Source organism: Agrococcus versicolor (genome assembly GCF_039531815.1).
GTDB classification, from domain to species: domain Bacteria; phylum Actinomycetota; class Actinomycetes; order Actinomycetales; family Microbacteriaceae; genus Agrococcus; species Agrococcus versicolor.
Genome location: NZ_BAAAQT010000008.1, coordinates 289,748 through 302,262 on the forward strand (window position 1 = coordinate 289,748; position 12,515 = coordinate 302,262).

The 12,515-nt window shown below is 74.1% G+C and carries 13 protein-coding genes; 6 read left to right on the top strand and 7 right to left on the bottom strand.

Annotated features, from left to right (window positions below; translation table 11 throughout):
- Positions 1–22 precede the first annotated feature (22 nt).
- Positions 23–856: a hypothetical protein gene (locus ABD249_RS13755; protein WP_344344513.1), complete on the bottom strand. Its 834-nt coding sequence runs from the start codon at positions 854–856 to the stop codon at positions 23–25.
- A gap of 147 nt (positions 857–1,003) precedes the next feature.
- Here ABD249_RS13755 and ABD249_RS13760 point away from each other — a divergent pair, with 147 nt between their 5' ends.
- Genes ABD249_RS13760 through ABD249_RS13770 form a run of 3 tightly spaced genes read left to right on the top strand, consistent with a single transcriptional unit; the run spans position 1,004 to position 4,052 of the window.
- Positions 1,004–2,050: an acyl-CoA dehydrogenase gene (locus ABD249_RS13760; protein WP_344344515.1), complete on the top strand. Its 1,047-nt coding sequence runs from the start codon at positions 1,004–1,006 to the stop codon at positions 2,048–2,050.
- A complete protein-coding gene (locus tag ABD249_RS13765) occupies positions 2,047–3,366 on the top strand; it encodes a PIG-L family deacetylase (RefSeq protein ID WP_344344517.1) in 1,320 nt (439 codons plus the stop codon). Before ABD249_RS13760 ends, ABD249_RS13765 begins: the two co-directional genes overlap by 4 nt.
- Positions 3,363–4,052: a glycosyltransferase family 2 protein gene (locus ABD249_RS13770; protein WP_344344519.1), complete on the top strand. Its 690-nt coding sequence runs from the start codon at positions 3,363–3,365 to the stop codon at positions 4,050–4,052. Before ABD249_RS13765 ends, ABD249_RS13770 begins: the two co-directional genes overlap by 4 nt.
- Before the next feature lie 25 nt (positions 4,053–4,077).
- On the opposite strand, the gene ABD249_RS13775 is transcribed toward ABD249_RS13770, so the two are convergent.
- The gene (locus ABD249_RS13775) at positions 4,078–5,361 is read right to left on the bottom strand and encodes a sensor histidine kinase (RefSeq protein ID WP_344344521.1); all 1,284 of its coding nucleotides are present in this window, start codon (positions 5,359–5,361) and stop codon (positions 4,078–4,080) included.
- A 76-nt stretch (positions 5,362–5,437) separates the two neighbouring features.
- Entirely contained in the window at positions 5,438–6,115 is a 678-nt protein-coding gene (locus tag ABD249_RS13780; RefSeq protein ID WP_344344523.1) for a response regulator transcription factor, read from the bottom strand.
- 176 nt (positions 6,116–6,291) lie between these two features.
- On the opposite strand from ABD249_RS13780, the gene ABD249_RS13785 reads away from it, so the two are divergent.
- From ABD249_RS13785 to ABD249_RS13795, 3 genes are all read left to right on the top strand, one after another.
- Complete coding sequence (locus tag ABD249_RS13785; RefSeq protein WP_344344525.1) at positions 6,292–7,569, top strand: aminotransferase class V-fold PLP-dependent enzyme; 1,278 nt, start codon at positions 6,292–6,294, stop codon at positions 7,567–7,569.
- Positions 7,566–8,018, top strand: coding sequence for a Fe-S cluster assembly sulfur transfer protein SufU (sufU, locus tag ABD249_RS13790; protein ID WP_344344527.1), 453 nt, complete (start codon positions 7,566–7,568; stop codon positions 8,016–8,018). Before ABD249_RS13785 ends, sufU begins: the two co-directional genes overlap by 4 nt.
- A gap of 84 nt (positions 8,019–8,102) precedes the next feature.
- Positions 8,103–8,525 (top strand): VOC family protein, encoded by a 423-nt coding sequence (locus ABD249_RS13795; protein WP_344344529.1) that lies wholly within the window; start codon positions 8,103–8,105, stop codon positions 8,523–8,525.
- Here ABD249_RS13795 and ABD249_RS13800 read toward each other — a convergent pair.
- From ABD249_RS13800 to ABD249_RS13815, 4 genes are all read right to left on the bottom strand, one after another.
- A complete protein-coding gene (locus ABD249_RS13800) occupies positions 8,522–8,884 on the bottom strand; it encodes a hypothetical protein (protein WP_344344531.1) in 363 nt (120 codons plus the stop codon). The two genes, ABD249_RS13795 and ABD249_RS13800, sit on opposite strands and share 4 nt — an antisense overlap.
- A 12-nt stretch (positions 8,885–8,896) precedes the next feature.
- Positions 8,897–9,949 carry a hypothetical protein gene (locus ABD249_RS13805; protein ID WP_344344533.1) on the bottom strand — a complete coding sequence of 351 codons (1,053 nt, stop codon included), beginning with the start codon at positions 9,947–9,949 and terminating at the stop codon, positions 8,897–8,899.
- 117 nt (positions 9,950–10,066) lie between these two features.
- Entirely contained in the window at positions 10,067–10,348 is a 282-nt protein-coding gene (locus tag ABD249_RS13810) for a DUF2277 domain-containing protein (protein ID WP_344344535.1), read from the bottom strand.
- A gap of 62 nt (positions 10,349–10,410) precedes the next feature.
- On the bottom strand, positions 10,411–12,300 hold the full coding sequence (locus ABD249_RS13815; RefSeq protein ID WP_344344537.1) for a cell wall-binding repeat-containing protein: 1,890 nt from the start codon (positions 12,298–12,300) through the stop codon (positions 10,411–10,413).
- Positions 12,301–12,515 lie beyond the last annotated feature (215 nt).

Below are 12,515 nucleotides of genomic sequence, written 5' to 3' on the forward strand. Positions count from 1 at the left end.
GTGCGTGCGGGTGGCTGGTGGATCAGTCGTCGACCGACACGACCGCGAGGTCCTCGGCGAGGTCGACGTCGACGTCCCGATCGCCGCCGAGGTCGACCTGCACCGAGAAGGCGTGGCTGTCGTCGCCCTCGCTCTCGATCGAGTCGACCGTGCCACCGCCGGCGGCCGCGATCGCCGCGTCGACGATGTCGGCGATGCGACCGGTGTCGAGCAGCGGGTCGCCCGTCGAGTCGTCGTCGTCCTGCTGCACGAGCGCCTCGCGGCCGTCGGCGTAGACGCGCACGTCGACCTCGGTGCCGTCCGCGAGCAGCACGTCGACCTTCCAGCCGTCGCGCTCGAGCTCGACGGACGTCGCGCCCTCGCCGTCGGCGGCCGCGACGGCAGCGTCGATCGCGTCGACGAGGGCGGCAGGCTCGCTCGCCGAGGCGTCGACCCCGGGGCCCGCGGGCGACGGTCCCGCCTGGCCGTCGTCGGATCCGCCCTGGCCCTGGTCGTCGTTCGTGGGGCTCGGCGCCTGCGGGCCGCCGGAGGTCATGGGCGCGGTGACGCCGGGCTGCGTGCGCACCTGGTCGTCGCCGTCGTCGTCGAGAGCGTCGGCGACGCCGATGCCGATGCCGGCGACGGCGAGCACGACGGCGGCTGCGCCGGCGCCGATGAGCACGGGCTTGAGGATGCCGCGGCCACGCCTCGGCGCGTCGGCGCCGGCGGCCGGGTGCTCGACGGTGGGCTGCTGGAGGGTGTGCGCCGACGTGTCGGCGGGCGCCTGCTGCGCACCCGGCTGTGCCACGGGGTGCTGGGGCGTCGGGTCGTTCGCGTCGATCGGCTGCTGCGGATCGCGGGGCGTCTGGTCGTTCATGTGCACCACCCTGCCGAGCGGGCGCTGACGCGCGTCTGAACGATCCTGAACGCGCTGTCAGGCGAGGCGTCGCATCCGTCGGCGCCTCGCGCAAGGGGCCCGATGCGCGCATCGGGCTGGATAGCGTCGCAGCATGGACCGCGACTCGTGAGCACCGCCGCACCGCCGATCGTGCTGCTGGGCACGGATGCGCATCCATCGACCGTGGCGGCCATCGCGACCCTCGCGGCCTCCGCCGCCGCGGCGGAGGATCGCGTGGGCGCCGCGCTCGACGTCGCGGGCGCCGTCGCCGCCGCGCTCCCGCTGCCGGGCGCGGGCGCGACGGCGACGCTCTGGTCGGCGCTCGCGAGCGTCGCTGCGATCGACCTCGGCGTCGCGCGCACGCTCGAGCCGCACCTCGACGCGCTCGCGATCCTCGCGGAGGCCGGCGCGAGCCCCGCGCAGGACGACGCTGCGACGTGGGGCGTCTTCGCGGCAGAGGGAGCCGGGCACCGGCTCGTCGCCGAGCAGGATGGCGACGACTGGCGGCTGACGGGCTCGAAGCCGTGGTGCTCGCTCGCGAGCCGGCTCGACCGCGCGCTCGTCACCGCCGTCGTCGACGACCGCCGCGGCCTGTTCGCCGTCGACCTCGCGGATGCGGGCGTCACCGTCGACGACGCCGCCGCCTGGGCGTCGCACGGGCTCGCCGACGTGCCGAGCGTGCCCATCCGCCTCGACGACGTGCGCGCGCAGCCCGTGGGCGAGCCGGGCTGGTACCTCGAGCGCCCGGGGTTCGCGTGGGGCGGCATCGGGGTGGCGGCGATCTGGCACGGCGGCGCCGTCGGCGTCGCGCGCACGATGCGGGCGGCCGCCGATCGCCGCGAGCCCGACGACGTCGCGCTCATGCTGCTCGGCCGCGTCGACCGCGCGCTCGCCGCGAGCGGCGCCCTGCTGGCGGGGGCGGCCTCCGCGATCGACGCGGGTGCCGTCGACGACGCCGCGGTCCTCGCCCTGCGCGCTCGCGGCGTGGCCGCCGCGACGGTCGACGAGGTGCTGGGATGCGCCGATCGCGCGCTGGGCCCCGCGCCCCTCGCGCTCGACGCGCAGCACGCCCGCCGCGTGGCCGACCTGCACATCTACGCCCGGCAGCACCACGCCGACCGCGACGACGTCGCCCTCGGCCGTGCCCTCGTGGCGACGGGGGCGCGCTGGTGACCTTCCGGCACGACGACGCCGGCATCCCCGTCGACGCGTGGGCCGGCATGATCGGCGATCCCCTCGACCTCGCGGGCGTGGCGCGCGTCGTGGTCGTCGCGGCGCATCCCGACGACGAGTCGCTCGGCGCGGGCGGCCTCATGCTGCGCTGCGCGCGGCTGGGCATCGCGGTCGACGTCGTGCTGCTCACCGACGGCGAGGCCTCGCATCCCCGCTCCCCCACGCTCGGCAGCGCCGCGCTCGGCGCGCGCCGCAGGGTCGAGTCGGTCGCCGCTGCTGCGGCGCTGGGCGTCGACGCGGATCGCCTGCACCATCTCGGCATCGCCGACGGGGCGGTCGCCGACGCGCAGGACGAGGTCGTGGCCGCGATCGTCGGCGTCGTCGGCGACGGTCGCGACGCGCTCCTCGTCGCGCCGTGCAGGCTCGACGGCCATCCCGACCACGAGGCGGCGGGCCGTGCGGCCGCCGTCGCCGCCGCACGCACCGACGCGCGGCTGCTCGAGTACCCGATCTGGCTGCTGCATGCCGGCAGCGCCGACGCGCTCGACGGCCTCGCGCTGAGCCACCTCGCCCTCGACGCCGACGAGCGGACGTCGAAGGACGTCGCGATCGCCGCCCACGAGAGCCAGGTGCGGCCGCTGTCGGCCGCGGAGGGCGACGAGGTGCTGCTCGGCGAGCACGTGCTCGCCCACTTCCGCACCGACGTCGAGCGCTTCGTCGTCGCAGACGCCGCCGTCGACGACGATCGCCTCGACCGACTGCACGCCGCGGAGGACGAGCCGTGGGGCGCCGACGAGCGGTGGTACGAGCTGCGCAAGCGCGCGCTGCTGCTCGCGATGCTGCCTGCCGAGCGGCTCGGCCGCGTGCTCGAGGTGGGCTGCTCGACGGGCGTGACGACGGCGGCGCTCGCGCGGCGGGCGGATGCCGTCGTCGCGATCGACTCGTCGCCCGCGGCCCTCGCTCGCGCCGCCGAGCGCTCACGGGAGCTGCCCGTGACGCTCCTGCGCGGTGCGGTGCCGGCGACGTGGCCGGAGGGCGCGTTCGACCTCGTCGTCGTCTCCGAGGTCGGCTACTTCCTGTCGCCTGCCGCCCTCGCCGGGCTCGTCGACCGCGTCGCGTCGAGCCTGCGCCCCGACGGCGCCGTCGTGCTGTGCCACTGGCGGCATCCCGTGCGCGGCTGGCCGCTCGACGCCGACGCCGTGCACGCGGCGTTCGACGACGATCGCCTGCCGCCGCGCGCCGCCGCGTACGTCGACGCCGACGTGCGGATGGAGCTGCGAGCGGTGCCCGCCTCGATGCCGCCTGCGGGCCGATGAGGCGCATCCGCGAGGTGCGCGTCGTCGTCCCGGCCCGCGACGAGCAGGACCGCATCGACCGCTGCCTCGACGGCATCGCCGCCGCACGCGCGGTCGTGGAGGCACGGGGCGTCGTCGTGCGCGTCGTGGTGGTGGCCGACGCGTGCCGCGACGCGACCGCCGCCGTGGCCGCGGCGCACGACGGCGTCGAGGTCGTGTCGATCGCCGCCGCCCGCGTGGGCGTCGCACGGCACCGGGGCGTCGGGGCATTCGCCGACGACGGGCACGGCGCCGACCCCGCGACGGTGTGGACGGCGTCGACCGACGCCGACAGCGTCGTGCCGCCCGACTGGCTCGCCGTGCACCTCGCGCTCGCCGACGCGGGCGCGGACGCCGTGCTCGGGCTCGTGCACCTGCGGCCCGACGATGCGAGCGCCGCCGTGCTCGCCCGCTGGCACGCGAAGGCCGGGCTCGGCGAGCGCGTGCACGGCGCGAACCTCGGCGTGCGGCTCGACGCCTACCGCGCCGTCGGCGGCTTCCCGCCGCTCGCCGCGCACGAGGACGTCTCGCTCGTCACGGCGCTGCGCGCCGCCGGCCGACGCGTCGTGCCGACGACGCGCGCATCCGTCCTCACCTCCGGCCGCCGCGACGGCCGCGCGCCGAGCGGCTTCGCAGGCCACCTGCGGGCGATCGCCCTGCAGGACTGACGCCCCAGGGGCGCGTCTCGCACCGTCAGTCGGTCGGTGCCGCCGGCAGCTCGAGCACGAAGCGCGCACCGCCGAGCGGCGACGTCGCGACCCACGCGTCGCCGCCGTGCGCGCGCGCGACCTCGCGCACGATCGCGAGCCCGAGGCCCGATCCGCCGTCGTCGCGCGCCCGCGCCTCGTCGAGGCGCACGAATCGCTCGAAGACGCGCTCGCGCTCGCCCTCGGCGACGCCCGCGCCGTCGTCGTCCACCCACGCCATCGCGCGCCCGTCGCGCACGACCGATCCGATGGCGATGCGCGTCGCGGCGTGCCGCATGGCGTTGTCGACGAGGTTGCGCAGCGCCCGCCCGAGCAGCCGCCCGTCGCCCGCCACCGGCGCGACGCGGATCGCCGTGCCGTCGACGATGCCGCCCAGCGAGCGCACGCGCGACGCCTCGGCGTGCGCGAGGTCGTCGAGGTCGACGGTCCTGCGCGCCTGCGTGCCGTGCTCGTCGAGCCGCGCGAGCAGCAGCAGCCCCTCGACGATGCCGTGCATCCGCTCGCCCTCGCCCAGCACGACGTCGGCGAGCTCGCCCGGCGTCGTCGTCTCGGGATGCGCGCGCGAGAGCTCCGCGAACTGGCGCATGGTCGCGAGCGGCGAGCGCAGCTCGTGCGACGCATCCGACACGAAGCGCTGCCGCGCGCGCACGCCGTCGTCGACGCGCGCGAGCATGCGGTTCATCGTCCCGGCGAGCCGGTCGACCTCGTCGCCCGAGCCCGTCGTCGGCACGCGGCGGTCGAGCGCCGTGACGTCGAGCCGATCGACCTGCGCGCGGATACGGTCGACGGGCGCGAGCGCGCGCCCCACGACGATCCACACGACGGTGCCGATGAGGACGACGGCGAGCGGCACCGCGACCGCGAGCAGCCACGTCGCCGTCCACACGGCGTCGTCGATCTCGCGCACCGACCTGCCGACGACGATCGCGCCGTCCGCGACGTCGGCCGCCACGACGACGTAGTGCTCGCCTGCGACCACCGCCTCGATCGCGTCGGCACCCGTGGGCACGGGCAGCAGCGCCGCGTCCGGCGCGTTGACGACGATGCCGCGCGACGATCGCAGCGCGACCAGCACGTCGTCGTCGCGATCGACGAGCGCCGCCGTCTGGATCGTGCCGGCGTCGACGCCCTCGGCGAGCGCGGCGAGCTCGTCGGAGAGCTGCTCGGCGACCGACGCCTGCAGCGTGCGCTCGAGCGTCCACACCATCGCGACGGCGCCGACGCCGAACGCGATCGTGACGACCGCGAGCGCCGCGGCCGTGATGCGCACGCGGATCGACGCGCGCCGCCGTCCGCGCGGTGACGCCTCCGCGACCTCCGCCCTCGCCTCCGCCGCCTCCGCCGCCTCAGCCACCGTCGGCCGCCAGCCGGTACCCCGAGCCGCGCACGGTCTGGATCGCGTCGCGCCCGAAGGGGCGGTCGACCTTGCGCCGGATGCGCCCGACGTACACCTCGACGATGTTCGGGTCGCCGTCGAAGTCCTCGCTCCACACGTCGTCGAGCACCTGCGTCTTCGTGACGGCCTCGCCCTTGCGGCGCAGGAGCAGCTCGAGCACCGCGAGCTCGCGCGCCGTGAGCTCGACCTCCGTCTCGCCGCGGTGCACCGTGCGCGCCGCAGGGTCGAGCCGCAGGTCGCCGGCCTCGAGCACGACGGGACGCTCGCGGCCCCCGCGGCGCACGAGGGCGCGGATGCGCGCGACGAGCACGGGGAACGAGAACGGCTTCGTGAGCCAGTCGTCGCCGCCGGTGTCGAGGCCCTCGACCTCGTCCCACTCGCCGTCCTTCGCGGTGAGGAAGAGCACGGGCGTCCAGATGCCCTCGGTGCGCATCGTCTGGCACACGCGGTAGCCGGACATGCCGGGCATCATGACGTCGAGCAGCACGACGTCGTAGGCGAACTCCCGCGCTCGCCACAGCCCGTCGACGCCGTCGTGGGCGACGTCGACCGTCATCCCCTCGGCCTCGAGGCCGCGGCGCACGCCGTCGGCGAGCCGCACCTCGTCGTCGACCAGCAGCACCCGCATGCCCCGATCCTGGCCGCTGCGCGCTGACGCGGGGCTGAACGGCGCGGCCCCGGCGCGATCTCCGCCTCGATGGGCAGGGCGGGCCAGGCGTTCGCCGATGGCATGACGCCGCGGGTCGACCCCGCCGACGCCGACGCGAGAGGATGGGACGTCGGCCCGCCCGGCACGGAGGACGCATGCAGCACCAGACGATCGCACCCGAGGCCCTCGACCGCATCCGCGGCGACTTCCCCGAGCTGGCCGAGGAGGTGCAGGGGCATCCCCTCGCCTACCTCGACACCGGCGCGACGGCGCTGCGCCCCACGCCCGTGCTCGACGTCGAGCGCTCGTTCGGCGAGACGCGCACCGCCGCCGTGCACCGCGGCGCGCACACGCTCGCGGCGCTCGCGACCGTCGCGTACGAGGACGCTCGCGAGCGCATCGCGGCGTTCGTCGGCGCCGACGCCGACGAGGTGAGCTGGACGCAGAACGCGACCGACGCCCTCAACATGGTGTCGCTCTCCCTCGCTCGCGCGCAGCGGTCGCCGCACGAGTCGCTCGTCGACCTCGGCCCGGGCGACGTCATCGTCACGACCGAGGCCGAGCACCACGCGAACCTGCTGCCGTGGCAGGATCTCGCCGCCGCGACGGGGGCCACGCTGCGGGTCATCCCGGTCGACGACGACGGCGTGTGGACGGCCGACGACGCCCGTGCCGTCATCGACGAGCGCACGCGCGTCGTCGCCTTCGCGCACGTCGGCAACGTCACGGGCCTCGTCGCGCCCGTCGCCGAGATCGTCGAGGCGGCCCGCGCCGTCGGCGCCCTCACGGTGCTCGACGCGTGCCAGTCGGCGCCGCACATGCCGCTCGACCTCCACATGCTCGGCGTCGACGCCGCGGCGTTCTCGTCGCACAAGATGCTCGGGCCCGGCGGCGTCGGCGTGCTGTACCTGCGCCGCGAGCTCGGCCTCGCCCTGCCGCCGGCACGCACCGGCGGATCGATGATCACGACCGTGACGCTCGAGGGTGCCGAGTGGATGCCGCCCCCGCAGCGCTTCGAGGCGGGCACGCAGGCCGTGACCCAGGTCGTGGGGCTCGCGGCCGCCGTCGACTACCTCGACGCCGTCGGCCTCGAGGCCATCGCCGCGCACGAGGTGGCGCTCGGCGCCCGACTCGCCGAGGGCCTCGCGACGATCGACGGCATCCGCCTCATCGGCCCCGCCGCCGGGCGCGACCGCGTCGGCCTCGCGAGCATCGTCGTCGACGGCGTGCACGCGCACGACGTCGGCCAGGTGCTCGACGCGCAGGGCATCGCCGCGCGCGTCGGCCACCACTGCGCGCAGCCGCTGCACCGCCGGCTCGGGGTCGCCGCGACGACGCGTGCGAGCACGTACCTCTACACGACGGAGGCGGAGGTCGACCGCTTCCTCGACGCCGTCAGCGGCGTCCGCGCCTACTTCGGGGTCGGACGATGAGCGGCCTCGACGACCTGTACCAGCAGATCATCCTCGACCACGCGAAGGCCAGGCACGGCGAGGGTGCGCTCGACGCGGAGTCGGCGCACGCGGAGCGCTTCGAGCGCAACCCGACGTGCGGCGACGAGGTGCGGCTGCGCATCACGATCGACGGCGCGGACGTCGATCGCGTCGGCTGGGAGGGGCAGGGCTGCTCGATCTCGCAGGCCTCCGCGTCGATCCTCGGGCAGGACGTGCCCGGCCTCACGCGCGCGGCGGCGCAGGACCGCGTCGACGCGATGCGCCGCATGCTGCGCACGCGCGGCGAGCACGACGAGGCCGACCTCGAGCTGCTCGGCGACGCCTCGGCGTTCGAGGGCGTCGCGAAGTTCCCCATGCGCGTGAAGTGCGCCATGCTCCCGTGGGTCGCGCTCGAGGACACGCTGCGGCAGGTCACGGCGCGCGACTGAGGCCCGGATGCGCGGCCGTCAAGGCCGTGCGGGCAGGTGGCCGCGGCACCTAGCGTCAGGGCTCCACCATCGTCTGGAGCAGCCATGCCCATCACCGTCACCGACTACGCGCACATGCGCCTCACCGTCACCGACATCGCGCGCTCCCGCGCCTTCTACGAGGCCGTCTTCGGCTTCGACGTCGCGTTCGAGGCGCCGCCGGAGGACGCCGACGAGGCGACGAAGGAGCAGCTCGCGTTCCTGTTCGGCGGCGTCATCTACGCCTTCCCCGGCGGCCTGCTCGGCCTGCGCCCCGTCGCCTCCTCGGAGGACCGCTACGACGAGGACCGCGTCGGCCTCGACCACGTGAGCTTCGCGGTCGCATCCCGCGACGTGCTGGACGACGCCGTCTCGACCCTCGACGAGCTCGGCGTCGCGCACGAGGGCGTCAAGGAGATCGGCGGCGGCAGCATCCTCGAGTTCCGCGACCCCGACGACATCGCGCTGGAGCTGTTCGCGGCGGCCTAGTCGGAGGAGTGGGCGTCGCCGAGGAGGGACTCGACGTACACCCGGCCTGCTGCCGGCGCATCGTCCTGCCAGCGCACGAGGAACACGTCCGCGATCACGGAGTCGTCACGTTCAGCGTGGTGCAGAGCGTCCTCAGTCGAGGCATACGAGAAGATCGACGCCTGATCGGATGTCAGAGCCTGAATGCAGGGATTCGAGGACCCGTCGCAGAGCTCGTCGGTGGCATCGCGCTGGCTGGTCAGCACGTCGTTCGCCTCTGTGTCGAAGACGGTCGCGAGATCGACGGTCTGGCTGGGCGCACAGCCGCTGAGGATCACGGCGATCGCCGCGATGGCGACTGCCAGGGCGCGTTGCTGCATGAGCTCCTCACCTCAGTATCGGTTGGCAGTGTTCCAGTTGCAACGGTGGATCGCTGAGCCGAAGAACCAATTGCCGAGGGTACGGGCGGGGCGGTCGTACTCGAGGTCCCAGGTGACACCCGCGAGGTCGAAGTAGCCGCCAGCCGCATGGCAGTCGTACTGCTGACGCACCGAGACGTTGACCCGGCTCTGTCCGAGGTTGCGAGCCTGGAACTCCGCCCACCCTTGGTTCAAGAAGATGCCGTAGTTCGTCGGACGATGGATGCTTTGGCCGAAGACGGACTTCGAGAACGAGTGCTTCCTCAGCGTGACGCTGTAGGTGAAGCCCTGGAACAGGTTCTTGCCGAGGTATGGGTCCGCGACGATCGGATACGTGAAGTCGCCAGCGGCATGGTTCACGACTTGTACGAGCATGGTGCCGTCGACTTCGAAGTGAGTGGGTACGGAGCGGCCTTCGGCGTCGAGGGCCCATGGCGGAGCCACGAATCCGAGGAATGCTCCCTGAGGGTCGCGGACGGTCGCCAGGCCGTCGACGTCCACCACGATGTCGACCGCTTCTCCGTCACCGAGATCGAGCGGAATCCGCTCCGATGCGTCAGAAGACTCGATCGAAGCCACGATCTGCACCGATGCATCCTCCTTCACGATCACCAGCACTTCGATACCGGGAGACGCTTCGACGACGAGAGCGCCGTCATCGGTGATGATGGCGGGATCGTCAGCCACCGTGAGGATCTCGGCCGTGAACGTGTCGCCCACGAGTCCTGTGAGCTCGATGGCAACCTCCTCTGCGTGCAAGGTCGCTGATCCTTCGGCGAATTCCTGCTGCGTCATCGGATCCACGGCGACGGCCTCGACGCGAGCCTCGCTCTCCGACACGGAGACATCGGTGGCCACGTCCTCGAAGACCTCCGGGGCAACGGCGACGACCACGGCCCCGACTGGCGTCTCGGCAAGCTCGCTGCCTCCATCTGCATCGGACGCAGGCAATCCGACACCCAAGCTCGAAAGCGCGATCACGGCGCCCGTCGAGAGCACAGTCCGAACACGGATCGTCCCTGTCATGCGCTCATGTCTATGCGACGCGAGACGCCGGATTGACCCTCTCCCTGCCAGTCGTCCACCGCGGGCTACGTGGGCCCCGGTGCATCGAAGAGGATTGGCTCACCACACGACCGTGGCTCAGCTCGCGGCAGCCTCCCGCGCGGCGATGCGCGCCCGCACCTCGGGGCGGCGCAGGGGCGGCACCGTCTTGGGAGGCTGCCTGCGATCGGGCAGATCCTCGAGCAGGTGGCGGGTGATGTGGGCGATCTCGGCGACCGCCTGCTCGAAGGCCTCGCGCGTGCGTTCGGTGGGATGCGTGATGCCCGAGACCTTGCGCACGTACTGCCGTGCGGCGGCCTCGACCTCGTCGTCGTTCGCTGCCGGCTCGAGCCCGCGCAGCGTGGTGATGTTGCGGCACATGGCCGTCACGGTACGCCTGCGGTCGCCGGGCATCTACCCCGTCGCGCGAGGGATGCCGCGCGTCAGCAGTACCGGTCGATCGCACCCTCCGCGACGGACGCCGGACCGCCGGCGACGTAGCGGTACGTCGCACCGATCCTCGGATCGATGCCGAACGTGTACAGGCACTGCGGCGTCGTCAGCAGCAGGGGCGCTCCCGTGCGAGCGGTGATCATCGAGCCCGCGAGCGCGTCCGGGAAGGTGGAGCCGGATGCGAACACCGCCGGCACCGTCACGACCTCCGGCGCGAAGTAGGCCGCGATGCCTGCGGAGACCGCGTAGCGATCGGCCCCGTCGATGCGCTGCGGCGCGACGCCGGCGGCCGCGCGGATGCTCGCCATCTGCGGCTCCTCGACCGAGCGGACGCCGCCTGCGACGACGACCTCGTTCGGATCCATGCGCTGGAGGGCTGCCTGCACTCCCGCGGGGAGCGAGGCCGGCGTCGTCAGCAGCACGGGCGCCTCGGCACCCGGCATCGAGCCGGCCGACGCGAGGCCGAGCGCATCGGGGAAGCTCTGCCCGTTCGCGAGCAGCACGGTGTCCTGATGACCGGGGAAGAACGCATCCGCGACGTTCACCGCCACGGCGAAGCGGTCGGCGCCTCCGATGCGCGTCGGTGCGACGCCGGCGAGCGCCCCCGCCTGTGCCAGGACGGCGTCCGAGACCGACCTCGGTCCGCCGATCACGACGATCTCCGATGGCCGCACGCGTCGGATCTCCTCGACGACGGCGTCCGGCAGCGCGTCGGGCTGCACGAGCAGCACCCCGCCGCCGACGGAGGCCGCAGCCGGACCCGCTGCGAGGGCATCCGGGAACGTGCGTCCGCTGACCAGGAACAGCGGGGAGCCCGGCTCCGTCATGAGCTCCGAGATCGAGACCGCAACCTCGAACCGGTCGGCACCGCCGAACCGCCGCGTCATCGGGAACGCCTCCGGCACGGACGGGTCGGAGGAGAGCCGAGCCTCGTCGTCGTCGGAGACGCCATCGCCGTCGCCATCGACGTGCAGTGCGAAGTCTATCTCGTACGCGCCCTCCCACGCGGTCGTGAGCGGGACGCCTCGGGGCTCGGCGTAGTCCTGCGAGGCCGTGTACCAGGGGCCGGTCACGGTGAGGATGGCATCCTCCTCGCCTCGGAGGCCCATCTCGTACCGGCCGTCCGCGTCGGTCTGCACGGTGCCGAAGGGGCCCACCGGGACGGTGCCCACGCCCCAGCCGGCGGCGACCGTCACGCCCGGCAGCGGCGCTCCGGTGTCGGCGTCGACCACTCGCCCGGTCACGACGGCACCACGCAGGAGCGACAGCAGCGGCGCCTCGACCTCCTCGCCCGAGCGCGCCTCGACGAGCACCCCGGTGCGATCGCCCGCCGCGATGTACGGCGACGAGCCGCCCGGGCGGATGCGCACCGGGCCCGGCGGCACCTGGACCGCGTAGCGTGCGACGGCGTCGGTCGTGGTCCAGGCGAGCTCCATGCCGGATCCCGTCGTCGCGGCGAGGGACGTGTGGACGACCGGCTCGCCGGAGGTGGCCTCCACCACGGAGCCGACGACGAGCCCGTTGCGCTGCAGCGTCACGTCGATCGTGCGCGGGATGCCGTCCTGGACGACCACGGTCCGCCATGCGGACGCGAAGTTCAGGGCATCGCCGCGCGACCCCCGGTCGTCGAGGGACAGGTGGAACGTCCCGGGTGCGACGTCCGACAGCGTGTAGCGGCCGTCCGCACCGGTCCGGTACGAGACCGCCGGCCGATAGGGGACCTGACCCGCGAGCTCCACGAGGATGTCCGAGAGCGGCGCGCCCGCGGCGTCCGTGACGATGCCCGACACGGTCACGGGAGCGGCGTGCGCGGTCGCCACCGGCGAGATGGTCGACCATCCGAGCATGAGCGCCGTCGCCGCCGCGATGAGCAGCGCCACGCGCGAACCGGCGCGCATGGGACGCGGCCGTCGCGGTGCGCGGCGGGTCGTGGCCTCGGGCATGGTGACTCCATCGCGTCGTGTCATCTCGGACGGATGCGGAGACCCTGCCGATGGCCCCGATGCTAGCGGTGCGAGCCCGAGACATGAGCCTTCGTCAGGCGCGGGATCCTTAGCCCGTCGCGCGACGCCGGAGCGCGTTCGACCCGTCGGCC

Excerpts from the sequence above, each read along its gene's own strand:
- ABD249_RS13800 (WP_344344531.1), bottom strand. The coding sequence starts at position 8,884 with ATGCAGCAACGCGCCCTGGCAGTCGCCATCGCGGCGATCGCCGTGATC.
- ABD249_RS13810 (WP_344344535.1), bottom strand. The coding sequence starts at position 10,348 with ATGTGCCGCAACATCACCACGCTGCGCGGGCTCGAGCCGGCAGCGAAC.
- ABD249_RS13755 (WP_344344513.1), bottom strand. The coding sequence starts at position 856 with ATGAACGACCAGACGCCCCGCGATCCGCAGCAGCCGATCGACGCGAAC.
- ABD249_RS13795 (WP_344344529.1), top strand. The coding sequence starts at position 8,103 with ATGCCCATCACCGTCACCGACTACGCGCACATGCGCCTCACCGTCACC.
- ABD249_RS13805 (WP_344344533.1), bottom strand. The coding sequence starts at position 9,949 with ATGACAGGGACGATCCGTGTTCGGACTGTGCTCTCGACGGGCGCCGTG.
- sufU (WP_344344527.1), top strand. The coding sequence starts at position 7,566 with ATGAGCGGCCTCGACGACCTGTACCAGCAGATCATCCTCGACCACGCG.
- ABD249_RS13780 (WP_344344523.1), bottom strand. The coding sequence starts at position 6,115 with ATGCGGGTGCTGCTGGTCGACGACGAGGTGCGGCTCGCCGACGGCGTG.
- ABD249_RS13770 (WP_344344519.1), top strand. The coding sequence starts at position 3,363 with ATGAGGCGCATCCGCGAGGTGCGCGTCGTCGTCCCGGCCCGCGACGAG.
- ABD249_RS13785 (WP_344344525.1), top strand. The coding sequence starts at position 6,292 with ATGCAGCACCAGACGATCGCACCCGAGGCCCTCGACCGCATCCGCGGC.